Origin of the sequence: Curtobacterium sp. MCSS17_008, assembly GCF_003234185.1 — a bacterium.
Taxonomy (GTDB): domain Bacteria; phylum Actinomycetota; class Actinomycetes; order Actinomycetales; family Microbacteriaceae; genus Curtobacterium.
Genome location: NZ_QKSM01000005.1, coordinates 211,579 through 226,803, shown reverse-complemented (window position 1 = coordinate 226,803; position 15,225 = coordinate 211,579). Strand labels below are relative to the sequence as shown.

General features: G+C 70.6%; 15 protein-coding genes. 3 read left to right on the top strand and 12 right to left on the bottom strand.

The window, feature by feature from the left end; all coding sequences use genetic code 11:
- The first annotated feature begins 95 nt into the window (after positions 1-95).
- The gene (locus tag DEJ23_RS08125; protein WP_146240230.1) at positions 96-638 is read left to right on the top strand and encodes a hypothetical protein; all 543 of its coding nucleotides are present in this window, start codon (positions 96-98) and stop codon (positions 636-638) included.
- Here DEJ23_RS08125 and DEJ23_RS08120 read toward each other — a convergent pair.
- Positions 621-1,625 carry a glycerophosphodiester phosphodiesterase family protein gene (locus tag DEJ23_RS08120; RefSeq protein WP_111239747.1) on the bottom strand — a complete coding sequence of 335 codons (1,005 nt, stop codon included), beginning with the start codon at positions 1,623-1,625 and terminating at the stop codon, positions 621-623. The two genes, DEJ23_RS08125 and DEJ23_RS08120, sit on opposite strands and share 18 nt — an antisense overlap.
- A gap of 289 nt (positions 1,626-1,914) precedes the next feature.
- On the opposite strand from DEJ23_RS08120, the gene DEJ23_RS08115 reads away from it, so the two are divergent.
- Positions 1,915-2,784 carry a Bax inhibitor-1/YccA family protein gene (locus tag DEJ23_RS08115; RefSeq protein WP_111239746.1) on the top strand — a complete coding sequence of 290 codons (870 nt, stop codon included), beginning with the start codon at positions 1,915-1,917 and terminating at the stop codon, positions 2,782-2,784.
- A gap of 355 nt (positions 2,785-3,139) precedes the next feature.
- On the opposite strand, the gene guaA is transcribed toward DEJ23_RS08115, so the two are convergent.
- From guaA to DEJ23_RS08090, 5 genes are read right to left on the bottom strand one after another with little or no spacing between them, the layout of a single operon-like run.
- Positions 3,140-4,735 carry a glutamine-hydrolyzing GMP synthase gene (gene guaA / locus DEJ23_RS08110; protein WP_111239745.1) on the bottom strand — a complete coding sequence of 532 codons (1,596 nt, stop codon included), beginning with the start codon at positions 4,733-4,735 and terminating at the stop codon, positions 3,140-3,142.
- Entirely contained in the window at positions 4,732-5,178 is a 447-nt protein-coding gene (locus DEJ23_RS08105; protein ID WP_111239744.1) for a DUF3817 domain-containing protein, read from the bottom strand. Before DEJ23_RS08105 ends, guaA begins: the two co-directional genes overlap by 4 nt.
- Before the next feature lie 9 nt (positions 5,179-5,187).
- Positions 5,188-6,000: an SURF1 family cytochrome oxidase biogenesis protein gene (locus DEJ23_RS08100; RefSeq protein ID WP_111239743.1), complete on the bottom strand. Its 813-nt coding sequence runs from the start codon at positions 5,998-6,000 to the stop codon at positions 5,188-5,190.
- Positions 6,001-6,005: 5 nt separating this feature from the next.
- Complete coding sequence (locus tag DEJ23_RS08095) at positions 6,006-7,487, bottom strand: cation:proton antiporter (protein ID WP_111239742.1); 1,482 nt, start codon at positions 7,485-7,487, stop codon at positions 6,006-6,008.
- Positions 7,488-7,490: 3 nt separating this feature from the next.
- Complete coding sequence (locus tag DEJ23_RS08090) at positions 7,491-8,021, bottom strand: cation:proton antiporter regulatory subunit (RefSeq protein ID WP_111239741.1); 531 nt, start codon at positions 8,019-8,021, stop codon at positions 7,491-7,493.
- A gap of 117 nt (positions 8,022-8,138) precedes the next feature.
- On the opposite strand from DEJ23_RS08090, the gene DEJ23_RS08085 reads away from it, so the two are divergent.
- Positions 8,139-8,648 carry a hypothetical protein gene (locus DEJ23_RS08085; RefSeq protein WP_111239740.1) on the top strand — a complete coding sequence of 170 codons (510 nt, stop codon included), beginning with the start codon at positions 8,139-8,141 and terminating at the stop codon, positions 8,646-8,648.
- A gap of 103 nt (positions 8,649-8,751) precedes the next feature.
- On the opposite strand, the gene DEJ23_RS08080 is transcribed toward DEJ23_RS08085, so the two are convergent.
- The 6 genes from DEJ23_RS08080 to DEJ23_RS08060 form a co-directional block, all read right to left on the bottom strand.
- Positions 8,752-10,698, bottom strand: coding sequence for a glycerol-3-phosphate dehydrogenase/oxidase (locus DEJ23_RS08080; protein WP_258375348.1), 1,947 nt, complete (start codon positions 10,696-10,698; stop codon positions 8,752-8,754).
- Between the two features lie 91 nt (positions 10,699-10,789).
- Positions 10,790-11,911 (bottom strand): GuaB3 family IMP dehydrogenase-related protein, encoded by a 1,122-nt coding sequence (locus tag DEJ23_RS08075; protein WP_111239739.1) that lies wholly within the window; start codon positions 11,909-11,911, stop codon positions 10,790-10,792.
- Between the two features lie 76 nt (positions 11,912-11,987).
- Positions 11,988-12,188: a hypothetical protein gene (locus tag DEJ23_RS15385; protein ID WP_146240229.1), complete on the bottom strand. Its 201-nt coding sequence runs from the start codon at positions 12,186-12,188 to the stop codon at positions 11,988-11,990.
- A 310-nt stretch (positions 12,189-12,498) separates the two neighbouring features.
- Entirely contained in the window at positions 12,499-13,305 is an 807-nt protein-coding gene (locus tag DEJ23_RS08070) for an ABC transporter ATP-binding protein (protein ID WP_258375347.1), read from the bottom strand.
- The gene (locus DEJ23_RS08065; RefSeq protein ID WP_111239738.1) at positions 13,302-14,234 is read right to left on the bottom strand and encodes an ABC transporter ATP-binding protein; all 933 of its coding nucleotides are present in this window, start codon (positions 14,232-14,234) and stop codon (positions 13,302-13,304) included. Before DEJ23_RS08065 ends, DEJ23_RS08070 begins: the two co-directional genes overlap by 4 nt.
- Complete coding sequence (locus tag DEJ23_RS08060) at positions 14,227-15,213, bottom strand: branched-chain amino acid ABC transporter permease (RefSeq protein ID WP_111239737.1); 987 nt, start codon at positions 15,211-15,213, stop codon at positions 14,227-14,229. The genes DEJ23_RS08065 and DEJ23_RS08060 overlap by 8 nt, the downstream gene beginning before the upstream one ends.
- Between the last annotated feature and the right edge of the window lie 12 nt (positions 15,214-15,225).

Genomic DNA, 15,225 nt, shown 5'->3' with positions numbered 1-15,225 from the left:
GCGCCCTCCGACAGGCGCAGTGGCGCGTGGGTCCGGGGACACAGCACGCGCCGCGACCACCTCGATCGGACCCGCCGGTGTGCAGGCTGACGGGCATGAGGACGTGGACCGCAGGAGACGCCGTGGGACTCGCGCTCCGGAGCTGGCTCTGGATGGCGTTCGTCACGACGCCGGCTGCGACCGCGGTGGGTGCCGCGTGGGTCGCCGCCGCGAAGCAGCCTGCAGACGTGGGCGGCGCCCTGCTCACGGTCCTCGTCGTCTCGGTCCCCACCGGGATCGTCTCGCTCGGTGGGGCGATCGCGGCGACACCGTTCACGTTCGCGCTCGGCCAGCTGCTCACGCGCTGTCGAGCGCGCCGGATCGTGCACGTCACCGCGCACGCGCTGCTCGCCGGCGTCCTGGCTGCGCTCGGCCTGCAGGTCGTGATCGCACTGTGGGCCGGCTCGTGGCCCCCGACGGTGTCGTGGGCGCTGTTCCTGTCGGTGCCGGCCGGACTCGCCGCCGCGCTCGGCACGGTGCGGCACACCGCACCGGAGCCTGCCACCACCGAGCCGGCGCTCGCAGCGGACGTCCCCGACGCGCGCCCCGCCTCGGCCGAGGGCTCGCGTGCGCGAGTGGCGTCACCCCCCGACGCGTGACCGCGCCCGCACCGCCAGGTCGGGGTGGTCCGCGAACACACCGTCCACCCCGGTCCGCAGCACCGAGGTGAACCACCGCTCCCAGTCGCCGTGCGCCGCCAGGTCGCCCCCACGCCGGAGCGGCGCCGGCAGGAACCGGTTCTCCGGCCGCAGCGTCCAGGTGTAGACCGCGAGTCCGGCAGCGTGCGCCCGGTCGACGACCGCGCTCCGCACCGGACGCGGGTCGTCGACGGCGACCGTGTCCGTTCCGGCCATCAGGGTCCCCAGGTCGACGCTGATCCCGTGGAACTCCCCCGCGAACGCGGCGAGCGCCCCGTCGGTCCGCTCCGACGCCCACGAGGGGGCCGACGACCCGTGGGAGGCGACCTCGTCCGCGGCGCTGCCACGCGCCTCCTGGAGGTACACGAGCCGACCACCCGTGCCGAGCGCGCCGAGCTGCCGGAGCACGGTCTTCTCGAACGACTCGACCGTCAGCCGGTCGTCCCCACGCCACCCGGCGGTGCCGAGCACGTCGTCGAGCAGCTGCGCCATCGGGAACCCGGCCCGCTCGAAGTACGTGGCGTGCTTGACCTCCGCGACGAGCCCGACCGGGCGCGGGGCCGCGTCGAGGATGCGGAGCAGGTCCTCGAGCCGCAGCACCCCCTCCTCCCCGTCGTGCGCCGCGGAGGCCGGACGCAACACGGGCAGGCGCTCACGGACCCGGAGCGTCCGGAGCTCGTCCCACGTGAAGTCCTCGGTGAACCAGCCGGTGACGGTCTGCCCGTCGACGGTCTTGGTGGTCCGCAGGTGCGCGAGCTCCGGGTGGTCGGCGACGTCGGTCGTGCCGGACACCTCGTTCTCGTGCCGGAGCACGAGCACGCCGTCCCTGGTCGGCACCAGGTCGGGCTCGATCGCGTCGGCACCGAGCTCGACGGCCAGTTCGTAGGCGCTCCGCGAGTGCTCGGGGCGGTGGCCGGAGGCTCCGCGGTGGGCGATGACACGGGTCATGCGCCGAACCGTAGCCGCTCGGGCCTGCCCCGGGGTGAGGGTCCGGTGTCGCTCCGGCACGTCGCCGCATCGGCCGACCCCGCCGGGAGGCACGTCCCACCCGGGCGCGCACGTCGCTTCCGACGGTCGGCTGCTTCTCGACGAGCTCGGGGCGCGCACGCAGACCGTCCCCATAGTCTTCCGGAGTCGGGCCCGCCCATGCCCGCTTCCGCTCGCCGCGAATCCTCAGCCTTCCGCGGTGAAGCGCCCCTAGGCTGAGAGGACTCCAATCTCCAAGGAAGAGGACACCATGGCCTTCAAGCCCGGTTTCGACCAGTCCCCCGCCTTCAACGACCAGGGCCGGAACGCCTGGGGCGCCGGCGCTGGTCAGCAGCAGGCGGGCTGGGGACACACCCCACAGCAGGGGCAGTACCCGCAGCAGGGCGGTATGACGCCCGAGCAGCTGCAGTACATGTACGACCGCCCGGCGGCCAGCACCGTCGACACCGACCGCATGTCCTACGAGGACACGATCGTCAAGACGCTCCTGGCGTTCGGCGTGCTCCTCGTCGGCGCCGTCGCCGGTTGGAACCTGCCCCCGATCGTCTGGATCGTGGGCGCGGTCGTCGGCTTCGTGCTCGCCCTCGTCAACACCTTCAAGAAGAAGCCGTCGCCGGGGCTCGTCCTCGCCTACGCGTTCTTCGAGGGCCTGTTCGTCGGCGGCATCTCGGCAGCGTTCAACAGCATGTGGGACGGCATCGTCACGCAGGCGGTGTTCGGCACCCTCGGCGTCTTCGCCGTGACCCTGCTGCTGTTCACGTCCGGCAAGGTCCGTGCGACGCCGAAGGCCACGCGCTTCTTCCTCATCGCGATGGTCGGGTACCTGGTCTTCTCGCTCGTCAACGTCGTCCTGATGTGGACCGGCGTGACGGACACCGCGTTCGGACTCCGTGGCGTCGAGGTCTTCGGCATCCCACTCGGCGTCATCATCGGCATCCTCGTGGTGCTCATGGCGGCGTACTCGCTGGTCCTCGACTTCGACCAGATCAAGACCGGTGTCCAGCGCGGCGCTCCCCGCATCTACGCGTGGACCGCGGCGTTCGGTCTCATCGTCACCCTCGTGTGGCTGTACATCGAGATCCTGCGCATCCTCGCGATCCTGGCGAGCAACCGCGAGTAGCTCGCACCCGCTCGATCGAAGGGCTCCGGCAGACGCCGGAGCCCTTCGTCGTTCCCGGGGCTCTTCGTCACCGCAAGGCCCCGGACGAGCGGACGGACGGCCGGCTGGCCGGCCGGTGGTGCAGGTCGCACGACATGCCGCTCATGTCCCGCCCTGGCGGCGCGTCGTGCGACCGGGACGAACGCGGGCGGCGCGTTGTGCGACCGGAAGGAACGCGGACGGCGCGTCGTGCGACCAGGACGGACGCGGACGGCGCCTCGTGCGACCAGGACGGACGCGGCGCACGGCGAGGGGCCCGAACGCACGAGGGCCCGGCGCGCAGTGCGTGCCGGGCCCTCGATGCGTCAGGGAGTGGCTACTCCCACTCGATCGTCCCCGGCGGCTTGCTCGTGACGTCGAGCACGACGCGGTTCACGTCGCGGACCTCGTTCGTGATGCGGTTCGAGATCTTCGCCAGGGTGTCGTACGGCAGGCGCGTCCAGTCGGCGGTCATGGCGTCCTCCGACGAGACCGGACGGAGCACGATCGGGTGCCCGTAGGTGCGGCCGTCGCCCTGGACGCCCACCGAGCGGACGTCGGCGAGCAGGACGACCGGGCACTGCCAGATCTCCTCGTCCAGGCCGGCCGCGGTCAGCTCCTCGCGGGCGATCCTGTCGGCGGCACGGAGCAGCTCGAGGCGGTCCTTCGTGACCTCGCCGACGATGCGGATGCCGAGCCCCGGGCCGGGGAACGGCTGTCGGCCCACGATGACCTCGGGCAGCCCGAGCTCACGACCGACCGCACGGACCTCGTCCTTGAACAGGGTGCGCAGCGGCTCGACGAGCTCGAAGGTCATGTCCTCCGGCAGGCCGCCGACGTTGTGGTGCGACTTGATGTTCGCCGTGCCCGAACCGCCGCCGGACTCGACGACGTCGGGGTAGAGCGTGCCCTGGACGAGGAACTTGACCTCGCCGGCGTCGGAGTCCGAGGCCGCAGCGTCCGCGCGCGCCTCGAGCACGAGGGCCTCGGCCGCCGCCTCGAACGTGCGGATGAACTCGCGCCCGATGATCTTGCGCTTCTGCTCCGGGTCGCTGACGCCGGCCAGGGCGTCGAGGAACTGCTGCTCGGCGTCGACCGTGACGAGTCGGACACCGGTCGAGGCGACGTAGTCCTCCTCGACCTGCTTGCGCTCGTCGGCGCGCAGGAGCCCGTGGTCGACGAAGACGCACGTGAGCTGGTCGCCGACGGCCTTGTGCACCAGCGCGGCGGCGACGGCGGAGTCGACACCGCCCGAGAGTCCGGCGATGACCCGGGCGGAACCCACCTGCGAGCGGATCCGCTCGACCTGCTCCTCGATGACGTTCGCCGAGTTCCAGTCACCGGGCAGCCCGGCGGCACGGTGCAGGAAGTTCTCGAGCACGGCCTGGCCGTACGCGGAGTGCTTCACCTCCGGGTGCCACTGCACGCCGTAGAGCTTGCGCTCGTCGGACGCGAACGCGGCGACCGGGGTCGAGGCGCTCGACGCGAGGACCTCGAAGCCCTCCGGCGCCTTCGCCACGGAGTCGCCGTGCGACATCCACGTGACCTGCGACTCGGGCTGGTCGCCGAGCAGCACGCTGCCCGTGCCGGAGACGGTCACGTCGGTGGCGCCGTACTCGCGGAGACCCGTGTGCGCGACCTCACCGCCGAGCGACTTCGCCATCGCCTGGAAGCCGTAGCAGATGCCGAGCACGGGGACGCCGAGATCGAGGATCTCGCCGTCGAGGGCCGGTGCGCCGTCCTCGTAGACGGAGGACGGGCCTCCGGACAGGACGATCGCGGCCGGGTCCTTCGCACGGATCTCGTCCGCCGTGACCGAGTGCGGGACGATCTCGCTGTAGACGTTCGCCTCGCGCACACGACGCGCGATCAACTGCGCGTACTGGGCGCCGAAGTCGACGACGAGGACGGGGCGCTGTTCGGTCTCGCTCACCGAGCGGCCTCCTTCTCACGCTGCTGCGCAGCGGTCAGGTCGTGGTACGTGTCCATCGCCAGCTTCTGCATGCGGTGCTCGACGACGAAGGACATGAACGGGATGATGCCCCCGAGGGCGATGAGCAGGAAGCGCGTCGGCCTCCAGCGCATGATGCTCCACAGCCGGAAGTCCGTGAAGAGGTAGACGACGTAGAGCCAGCCGTGTGCGATGAGGATCGCCGTCGACAGGTTGAACGTGCCCGGCGTCTCGCCCGCGGTGCCGTTCGGCACGAAGAACGGGCCGTTGCCGAGCTGCATCTCGAGCTGCAGCGGGGTGTACTTGATGACCATCTCGACCGCCAGGGCGAGCAGGAGCACACCGGTGACGTACGCGGAGACGCGGTACCACTTCACCGCGCCCGGGATCTTCGGGATGTCACGCGTCCGGACGGTCAGGGCCATGGATCGATCCTACCGGTGCGCCGGAGCGGGCTCGGTGGTGCCGTCGGCCGCCTCGGACCCCTCGGCCCCGGAGGCCAGCGCCGCTTCGCGGGCGTCCTCCTGCTCGCGCTCCCAGGCGTCCTTCACGAACCGGTACCAGAGGAACACGGCGAACCCGGCGAAGACGACCCACTCGATCGCGTAGAACAGGTTGAGCCAGTCGAACTGGACCTCGCGCGTCGGGGCCCGGTCGGCGATGGTGCCGAGGTCGGCGGCCTTCGCGGTGGTGCCGTCGGCGACGACGTACCCGATGTACATCCGGTCGTCGAAGGCCTGCCACGTGTTGACGAACCGAGCCGGCGCGACCGCGGAGAACTCGCCCTCGCTGTAGGCGTCCTGGTCCGGCGACTCGGCCGGGTAGTAGCGGCCCTCGACCGTGACCTCGTCACCGTCGGCCAGGCGCTCCCCGCCCGCCACGGCGTCGCGCCGGTCGTCGGACCAGCCGATGACCACCGGCAGGCTCGCCCCGGTGTCGGTGTCGACCAGGTGACCGACCGCCTGGTACGTCCCACCACCGGACCGGCCGGTGAGGACGGTCGTGTCACCGGCGACGAACGTGCCCGTGACGCTGACCTGCTGCCCCGCGAGCTCCTCCGACGCGGCACGGCTCGGCTCGGTCACGTCGTCGAGCGCCCTGCGCGTCTCGGTCGTCGCCGGCAGCGGCTTGCCGTTCGCGATGCTCCGCTCGAGCTGCCACTTGCCCAGCCCGGCGAACACCCCCGCGAGCACGAGCGCCAGCAGGAGCAGCGCGATCCACCTCGGTCGTCGGGCTACGGCCCACATCTGTATCAGTACTCCGGATCGCGCTGGCGGGCCGGGCGCTTCGGGCGCTCGGCGGGGATCTCGACCGGCGACGTCACGGGTTCGCTCGTCGTCGGCTCCGATGCCCCATTGTCGCGCTCTTCCCTGCCCGCTGCCTCCACGAGGGCGAACTCCTCCGCGAACTGGCGGTCCCGTTCGGCACGGCGAGCGGCAGCCGCGGCGTCCTGGTCGGCGACGCCCGCCTCGGCCGCGGCGTCGACGGCTTCGTCGAGTGCCGGCCCGGCCGGGAGGCCGGTCCGGCGACCGAGCCGGGCACGGAGGCGCGAGCGCAGCTTCGCGACCCGTGCCGGACGCACCACGAGGCGGCCGATCCGGTCCGAGTTCACGGCGAGCAGCGGACCGAGGACGGCCATGACGAGGACGTAGAGGCCCGCGAAGGCGGTGATCCGTGCCTCCAGGCCGGCGGCGGCGGAGAGCGTCGCGAGGATGAGCGCGAACTCGCCGCGGTTCACCAGGATGACCGCCGTGTTGATGCCCTGCTGGACGTTGAAGCCGTTCATACGGGCGACGATCTGCCCGGCGACGGCGTTGAGCACGATCGTCATACCGATCGCGCCGAGGACCGGCCAGAGCACCTCGCCGAACGTCGACAGGTCGAGCCCGAGGCCGAAGTTCACGAAGAAGAACGCGGCGAAGACGTCACGCATCGGCAGGGCGAGCTGCTCGATGCGGTCCCGGTACCGGGTGGCACCGCAGAGCAGACCGATCACGAACGCACCGATCGCGTCCGTCACGCCGAGCAGGTCGCCGATGCCGCCGAACATCACCGCTAGCCCGAAGAACAGCACGGTGAAGAGCTCGTCGTCACGGGTGGCGAAGATCTTCGAGACCCACCGGCCGGCGAACCGGGCGAGGGTGAACATCACGACGAGGAAGCCGAACGCCAACGCGAGCTTGCCGACGACCGCCCAGATGTTCGTGTCGCCCGAGAGCACCACGGAGACGATCGCCAGGTAGATGGCGATGAAGACGTCCTCGATGACGGTGACGCCCAGGATCATCGGCGTCTCGTCGTTGGCGAGGCGCCGCAGCTCGATGAGCAGCTTCGTCACGATCGCACTCGACGACGTCGCCGTCATGCCCGCGATGATCAGGGCTTCGCGGGTGCCCCAGCCGAGCGAGAACCCGAAGGCGAACCCGATGCCCATGTTGATGGCGACGTACGTCCCGCCCGAGACCAGGAGCTTGCCGGCGTTGCCGTAGAACTCCTCCTGGTCGAACTCCAACCCGAGGTTGAAGAGCAGGAGGATGAGTCCGAACGTCGCGATGAGCTCGATCGTGTGGGACTCGACGCTCAGTCCGAACCACGGTGTGTGCGGGCTCGCGACGAGCCCGACCACCATGTAGACCGGGATGGCGGGCAGACCGATGGTCTTGCCCAGTCGTCCGAGGACGTAGGCGATGATGAACAGCGCGCCGATGGTGAGCAGCTCACCACCCAGGTGCACGGATCAGCTCCTGCGCGGGGCCTCGGCCGGTGCGGCCGCAAGCTCTCCGCTGCGGTAGAACGCGAACGCCTTGGCGACCTTCTCCGGTGCGCCGGCGACGACGATCGTGTCCCCGGGGAACACCACGAAGTCCGACGACGGCGCCGGGTTGGCGCTGTCACCACGGACGACAGCGACCACGGTCAGGCCGATGAAGCCCGAGTCGTGCAGGTCGCCGAGGGGCTTGCCCGCGATGGCGTCCTCGTAGTCGACGCTGAACCAGTCGATCGACAGGCCGGGGATCTCGTCGAGCTTGTCGAGGCCCTCGGTGATCCGGGTGCCACCGAGCAGTTCGGCGAGGGTGTGCGCCTCGTCCTCACTGAGGCGCAGCGAGACCTTCTCGGACTTGTCCGCGCCGTCGGAGACATCGGCGAACGAGATGAGGTCGGAGTGCCCCGACCGGTGCGTGATGACACCGCACTTGCCACCGTCGTCGGTGTAGAAGCTGTGCAGCACGCCGACTCCGGGGAGTTTGACGCGATGGACGTCGACCATGATGGCTCCCTTGGTGAGTACCCCGATGATAACCACCGGGTGCGACGGGGCATTCCGTGCTGCAGGTCATCCGCCGGGCGGACGCGGAGCGCTCGGCGGTGCCGGTACCGTCACGCCATGGGGAATCCTCCGGGCGGCGCGCGCACCCTCGTCGCCGTGGTCGGACTGCTCGTCGTCACCGCCTACGCGGCACTGCTGGCGCTGAACGCCCTGGTGCTCGATCCGCTGGGTGCCGTCCCCGGGCAGCGACTCGACGAGATCCACGCCGAACTCCGACGGCAGGGCTTCGGCGTGACCCAGGACATCGTGGTCGTGCTCGTCACCGCAGGGGTCGGCGTCGTGATCGCCGCGGTGCTCGTCTGGCTGCTGCACGATGGTCCCGCGCACGTCACGGCGTCCGCCCTGCTGGCCGTGGTCGCGTTCGGCGCACCGGTCTCGTGGTGGTGCGGGTTCGCGCTGGGCATGGACGTCGCCGACGGGTACGGCGTCGGGGGTGGCGACCACACGATCTGGGCGGGCGTGCTGTACTGCACGAGCCTCGCGGCGCTCGTCGCGATCCCCGTCGTCCTCGTCATCGGGCAGGCCCGACTCATCGCGCGGCGTCGGCGACGCCTCGCAGCGGGATAGCGCTGCGAGCAGCCGCCGACGTTGCGTTCCGCGGAAGACACGGGCCAGCAGACGGACGGGAGGCGCGAGGCGGCGTCGCCGTGCGCCTCCCGTCCGGTGGGACCTACCTCGGTTCGCTCGTCTTCTCGCCCTCGACCTGGTCGTCGGTCGCCTTCGCACCCTCTGCGCCGCTCGAACGGCCACCGCCCACGACGACGTCGTCCTCGTCGAAGCCGAACGCGATGTCCGGCGCCTCGAGGCGCACACGGTCGGCCGACTCGTCGTCGGGCTGCAGCTGCGACTCCCGCTCGGCGGCGACGCGCTTGAGGTAGTTCGACACCTCGTGCTCGGTGGTCTCCTGGTCCCACCCGAGCACCCCCGCCATGAGCTTCGCGGCGACCGGGGCGGCCTCCTCGCCGCGGTCCCACGCCTCGATCGAGATGCGGGTGCGGCGGGCGAGCACGTCCTCCAGGTGCAGGGCACCCTCGTGGGACGCGGCGTACACGACCTCGGCGCCGATGTAGTCGTCGGCCTGGGGCAGCGGCTCGGCGAGCGAGGGGTCCTGCTGCACGAGCTGCAGCACCTCCGTCGCCTGCGTGCCGTAGCGGTTGAGCAGGTGCTCGATCCGGACCTTGTGCACGCCGAACTGCCGTGCGGTGCGGCCACGGCGGTTCCACGCGGCCGGGTACCCCTCGGCACCGAGCAGCGGGATGTCCTCGGTCGTCGACGCCGGGATCTTGCCGTCCATCGCCGCGACGGCTTCGTCGATGGCGTCCTTGCCCATCACGCGGTAGGTGGTCCACTTGCCGCCCGCGACCACGACGAGACCCGGGGCCGTGTGCGTGACGACGTGCTCGCGGCTGAGCTGTGACGTCTGGTCGGACTCCCCCGCCAGCAGCGGGCGGAGGCCGGCGTACACGCCCTCGACGTCCTCGCGGGTGAGCGGGACCGCGAGGACCTTGTTCACGTGCTCGAGGATGTAGTCGATGTCCGCCGCGGTCGCCGCCGGGTGGGCCTTGTCGAGGTTCCAGTCGGTGTCGGTCGTCCCGACGAGCCAGTGCCGGCCCCACGGGATGACGAACAGCACGCTCTTCTCGGTGCGGAGGATCATGCCGGTGTTCGACTGGAACCGGTCGCGCGGGATGACGAGGTGCACGCCCTTCGACGCCCGGACCTTGAACTGCCCGCGGGTGCCGACCATGGCCTGGGTGTCGTCGGTCCAGACGCCGGTGGCGTTCACGACCTGCTTCGCCCGGATGTCGAACTTCTCGCCGGTCTGGATGTCGTGCGCGTGCGCGCCGACGACCCGTTCCCCGACCTTGATGAAGCCCTCGATCCGGACCCGGCTCGCGGCGACCGCGCCGTAGGACGCTGCGGTGCGCACGAGCGAGGCGACGTAGCGGGCGTCGTCGACCTGGGCGTCGTAGTAGGTCATGCCGCCGACGAACGCGTCCTTCTTCAGGCCGGGCATGTTCTTGAGGACCTGCTTGCGGCTGAGGTGCCGGTGGTGCGGGACCCCCGGCGGCCGTCCACCGGACCAGCTGAAGACGTCGTACATCGCCATGCCGATGCCGATGTAGAAGCGCTCCCACACGCGGTGGTTGAGCGGGTAGAGGAAGCGCACGGGCTTCACCAGGTGCGGGGCGATGCGCTGCAGGAGCAGGCCGCGCTCGATCAGGGCCTCGCGGACGAGTGCGAAGTTGAGCTGCTCGAGGTACCGGATGCCGCCGTGGACGAGCTTCGACGAGCGGCTCGACGTGCCGGAGCCCCAGTCGCGGGCCTCGACGATGCCGACGCTGAGACCACGCGTGACGGCGTCGAGCGCGCTGCCGCCGCCGACGATGCCGCCGCCGACGACCAGGACGTCGAGCTCCTTCGTCTTGAGCGTCTCGATCGCGGCCGCACGCTCGTCCGGGCCGAGCTTCACGGACGGGTCGAAGCCCACGCCACCGGTCTTCGGCGTGCGCAGGCTGTCCGCCGCGTCGTTCGCCGTCGCGTCCGTGCTCGTCTGCGTGACCGCGTCGTCCGGGGCCTTGCCCGTCGGACCGGTGTTGCTGGGTACCTTCGCCATCGTCGCCTCCGTGCGGGTTGCGCGCACGGAGCGGGCCTCCGCGCACGGACGGCGCCGAGGCGTCACCCGCGCGGGAGCACGGGTGCCACCGTCACTGCTGGTGGTACGGCGCCACGACCACTTCTACTCGCTGGAACTCCTTGACGTCGGAGTATCCCGTCGTGGCCATGGAGCGACGCAGCGCACCGACCAGGTTGGCGCGGCCGTCCCACGACGGGGTCGGGCCGTTGAGGACGTTCTCGAGCGGGGCGATCTGGCCCACCTCGACCCGACGCCCGCGGGGCAGCTCCGGGTGGTGCGCCTCGGCGCCCCAGTGGAACCCGCCGCCGGGCGCCTCGGTCGCGCGTGCCAGGGCGGTGCCGAGCATGACCGCGTCGGCGCCGACGGCGATCGCCTTGACGATGTCGCCTGCGGTGTCGAGGCCGCCGTCGGCGATGACGTGCACGTACCGGCCGCCGGACTCGTCCATGTAGTCACGGCGCGCGCCCGCGACGTCCGCCACCGCGGTCGCCATCGGTGCGTGGATGCCGAGCGCCGCACGGGTCGTCGAGGCAGCGCCGCCGCCGAAGCCGACGAGCACGCCGGCGGCACCGGTGCGCATGAGGTGCAGCGCCGACGTGTAGGTCGAGGCACCGCCCACGATGACCGGGACGTCGAGTTCGTAGATGAACTTCTTGAGGTTGAGCGGCTCCTGGTTCTGGGAGACGTGCTCCGCCGAGACCGTCGTGCCACGGATGACGAACAGGTCGACACCGGCGTCGACGACGGTCTGCGAGAACTCCTGCGTGCGCTGCGGGCTGAGCGAACCGGCGACCGGCACCCCCGCGGCACGGATCTCGGCCAGACGCGCGGTGATCAGCTCGGCCTTGACCGGCTCGGAGTAGATCTCCTGCATGCGCTTCGTGACGTTGCCGTCGGTGAGGGTCTTGATCTCCTCGTAGAACGGCGTGGGGTCCTCGTACCGGGTCCACAGCCCCTCGAGGTCGAGCACGCCGAGGATCCCGAGCTTGCCCATCTGGATGACCGTCGCCGGCGAGGACACGGAGTCCATCGGCGCCGAGAGGATCGGCGACGCGAAGGTGAACGCGTCGATCGACCACTGCACGCTCACGTCGTGCGGGTCGCGGGTACGCCGCGAGGGGACCACCGCGATGTCGTCGAACGCGTAGGCCCGACGGCCGCGCTTGCCTGCACCGATCTCGACTTCAGTCACCGGGCAAGCCTAGCGGGCGGGTTGCCGGAGTGGGACGGGTGGACGGTGCAGCGGGGCCGCCGGTGCGGGCTCGGGATCAGCGGGAGCGTCGTGCGTCGGGGCCCCGCGCACGTCGCTTCCGGATCGCCCGCAGGACGAGCCCGAGCAGGAGCGCCAGCACGACCAGCACCGCGAGGAGCGCGGCGGCCACCTTCACCAGGAGTGCGGCACCGACGAAGAGCACGGCGAAGACGACCCAGACGAGGGCGTCGAGCACGAGGGGGCCGGGAGTCCGCACGCGCGTCACGCTAGCCGACGGACGGCGGTGGGTCGTGCCTCCCGGCCGGATCGGGGTGCGCCCCGGCGCGCGAGACGCCGGCGTCGACGTGAGACGCACCGGACGACGCGAGACGCACCCGGATCCGGTGGTGTCTCGACGTAACCACGGCGTCTCGGGGCGACCGCGGCGTCTCGGGGCGATCGCGGCGTCTCGCGACCAGCCCTGCCCCGCCCGTGTGAGGACGGGGCCGCGCGGCGCATCAGCAGCCTGCGCGGCCCCGTCGGGTGCGGGTACCACCCCCACAGCAGTACCCGCGGGTCGACCTCGCTCAGCGAGCGGAGTCGACGTCCTTGGCGAGCGTCCCCAGGTAGAGCTCGATGACCTTCGGGTCGTCGGCGAGCTCACGCCCGGTGCCCGAGTACGCGTTCCTCCCCTGGTCGAGCACGTACCCACGATCGCAGATCTGCAGACAGCGTCGCGCGTTCTGCTCGACCATGATGATCGACACCCCGGCCTTGTTGATCCGGCGCGTGCGGATGAAGGTCTCGTCCTGGCGCACCGGCGACAGGCCCGCGGAGGGCTCGTCGAGCAGCAGCACCTTCGGGTCCATCATCAGTGCCCGGGCCATCGCGACCGACTGCCGCTCACCGCCGGACAGGGAACCGGCGCGCTGGTTGCGCCGCTGCCCGAGGACCGGGAACAGGTCGTAGATGACCTCGAGCCGCTCCGCGAACTTCTTCGGACGCAGGTACAGGCCCATCTGCAGGTTCTCCTCGATCGAGAGCGAGGGGAACACGTTGTTCGTCTGCGGGACGAAGCCGACGCCGGCCTGCACGAGCTTGTTCGCCTTGAGGTTCGTGATGTCCTCGCCCTGCAGCGTGACGGATCCCTCGCGGATGGAGACCAGGCCGAACAGCGCCTTGAGGAGCGTCGACTTGCCGGCACCGTTCGGACCGATGATGCCGATGAGCTCGCCCGGGTAGCAGTCGAGGTCGCAGCCGTTGAGGATGTTCACGCCCGGCAGGTACCCGGCGACCAGGTTCTTCGCGGTGAGGACGGGCTCTCGGTCCAGCGTGGCCGCCGGGGCCGGACTGGAGGCGCGGCTCGCGTCTGCTGCGTTCGTTGCGTCGGTCATCGGGTCGCCTCCTGCTCGTCCTGCCCGCGGTGGTCGTCCGCCTTGTGGTGGTCGTCCGCCGCTTCTTCTTCGGCCACCTCTTCGGCCAGCTCCTCGTAGGTCTCCTCGGTGAGGAGCGAGTCGTCGCCCAGGTCGGTGTCGTGGTGCGCACCGAGGTACGCGTCGATGACGGCGCGGTCGTCCATGACCGTGTCCGCCGGGCCCTCGGCGACGACCTTGCCCTCGGCCATCACGACGACCCAGTCCGAGATGTGCCGGACCATGTGCATGTCGTGCTCGACGAAGAGCACGGTCATGCCGTCGTCGCGCAGGGACTGGATGTGCCCGAGCAGCGACTGGGTGAGCGCGGGGTTCACGCCGGCCATCGGCTCGTCGAGCATGATCATCGTCGGGTCGGACATGAGCGCCCGGGCCATCTCGAGGAGCTTCCGCTGGCCGCCCGAGAGCGAACCGGCGTAGTCGTCCTTCTTCTCGAGGAGCTTGAAGCGGGCGAGCAGGTCCTCGGCCTTCGCGGTGATCTCGCGCTCGCGCTTCCGCCAGAGCGCCGGCACCAGGCCGACGAAGAAGTTCTCCCCCGGCTGGTCGCGGGCGCCGAGCAGCATGTTCTGCATCACGGTGAGGCGGCTGAGCGCCTTCGTGAGCTGGAACGTCCGGACCATGCCCTTGTTCGCGATGTGCGTCGCGCTCGTCTTCTGCAGCGTGTCACCGTTGAAGCGGGTCGTCGCACCGGGGCTGGGCTTGTCGAAACCGGTGAGCAGGTTGAAGAACGTCGTCTTGCCGGCGCCGTTCGGACCGATGAGGGCGGTGATGGTGCCGCGCTGCACCTCGAGGTGGTCGACGTCGACCGCGGTCATGCCGCCGAAGTGCCGGGTGACGCCGTCGACCGTGAGGATCGGGTCGGTCTTCGTGTGGGTGTAGGTCTCAGACACTGAACGACAGCTCCTTCTTGTTGCCCAGGAGTCCCTGTGGCCGGAACACGATGAGGAGCATGAGCGCGACGCCGACGAGCACGTAGGAGAACTGCTCCGCCTGCTGCGCGTTCATGATCGAGTCGGGGATGAAGTCCCCGGCGAGGGTGCGGACGAAGAGCCGCACGACGAAGAACAGGATCGCCCCGAGCACCGGACCGAACACCGTCGCGGCTCCGCCGAGGATCAGCGCTGTCCAGATGAAGAACGTCATCGAGCGACCCATGGCGTCCGGCTGCACGGAGCTCGGCAGCACGTAGATCACCCCGGCGAGCGCCCCGAGGGCACCACCGAACACGAGCGCCTGCATCTTGTACGAGTAGACGTTCTTGCCGAGGGAGCGCACGGCGTCCTCGTCCTCGCGGATGGCCTTCACGACGCGGCCCCACGGGCTGCGCATGAGCAGGAAGAGCACGAGGGTGAAGAGCGCCACGAGGCCCCAGGCGGCGATGCGGATCCACCAGCCGTTGACCCCGTTGTTCGAGTACGTGAACCACAGGATGCTCGTGGTGCCGTCGGGCAGCGGGCTGAGGGCGTTGAACGGGTCGCGGTAGCTCGAGCCGGCGATGCCGTTCGAACCACCGGTGGTGTCCGTCAGCAGGCTGGACCGGCCGACCATGCGGATGATCTCGGCGCCGGAGATCGTCACGATCGCCAGGTAGTCCCCACGCAACCGCAGGGTCGGGATGCCGAGGATCACCGCGAACACGATCGCCACCGCCAGCGCGATGAGCACCGCCATGACGAAGGGCAGACCGTTCGTGATCGAGATCGCGAAGCCGTACGCGCCGAGCAGCAGGAACGCCGCCTGGCCCATGTTGATCAGGCCGGTCAGACCGAAGTGCACGTTGAGGCCGATCGCGGCCAGGGCGAACGCCGCCGTGGTGGGGGCGAGGGCCTCCTGCGTCAGCGAGGACAGCAGGTTCAGGATGTAGTCCATGTCGGTGCTCCC

What these genes read in the sequence shown, in the direction of transcription:
- DEJ23_RS08125 (WP_146240230.1), top strand. Translation starts at nt 96, where the DNA reads ATGAGGACGTGGACCGCAGGAGACGCCGTGGGACTCGCGCTCCGGAGC.
- DEJ23_RS08120 (WP_111239747.1), bottom strand. Translation starts at nt 1,625, where the DNA reads ATGACCCGTGTCATCGCCCACCGCGGAGCCTCCGGCCACCGCCCCGAG.
- DEJ23_RS08115 (WP_111239746.1), top strand. Translation starts at nt 1,915, where the DNA reads ATGGCCTTCAAGCCCGGTTTCGACCAGTCCCCCGCCTTCAACGACCAG.
- DEJ23_RS08105 (WP_111239744.1), bottom strand. Translation starts at nt 5,178, where the DNA reads ATGGCCCTGACCGTCCGGACGCGTGACATCCCGAAGATCCCGGGCGCG.
- DEJ23_RS08100 (WP_111239743.1), bottom strand. Translation starts at nt 6,000, where the DNA reads ATGTGGGCCGTAGCCCGACGACCGAGGTGGATCGCGCTGCTCCTGCTG.
- DEJ23_RS08090 (WP_111239741.1), bottom strand. Translation starts at nt 8,021, where the DNA reads ATGGTCGACGTCCATCGCGTCAAACTCCCCGGAGTCGGCGTGCTGCAC.
- DEJ23_RS08085 (WP_111239740.1), top strand. Translation starts at nt 8,139, where the DNA reads ATGGGGAATCCTCCGGGCGGCGCGCGCACCCTCGTCGCCGTGGTCGGA.
- DEJ23_RS08080 (WP_258375348.1), bottom strand. Translation starts at nt 10,698, where the DNA reads ATGGCGAAGGTACCCAGCAACACCGGTCCGACGGGCAAGGCCCCGGAC.
- DEJ23_RS08070 (WP_258375347.1), bottom strand. Translation starts at nt 13,305, where the DNA reads ATGACCGACGCAACGAACGCAGCAGACGCGAGCCGCGCCTCCAGTCCG.
- DEJ23_RS08060 (WP_111239737.1), bottom strand. Translation starts at nt 15,213, where the DNA reads ATGGACTACATCCTGAACCTGCTGTCCTCGCTGACGCAGGAGGCCCTC.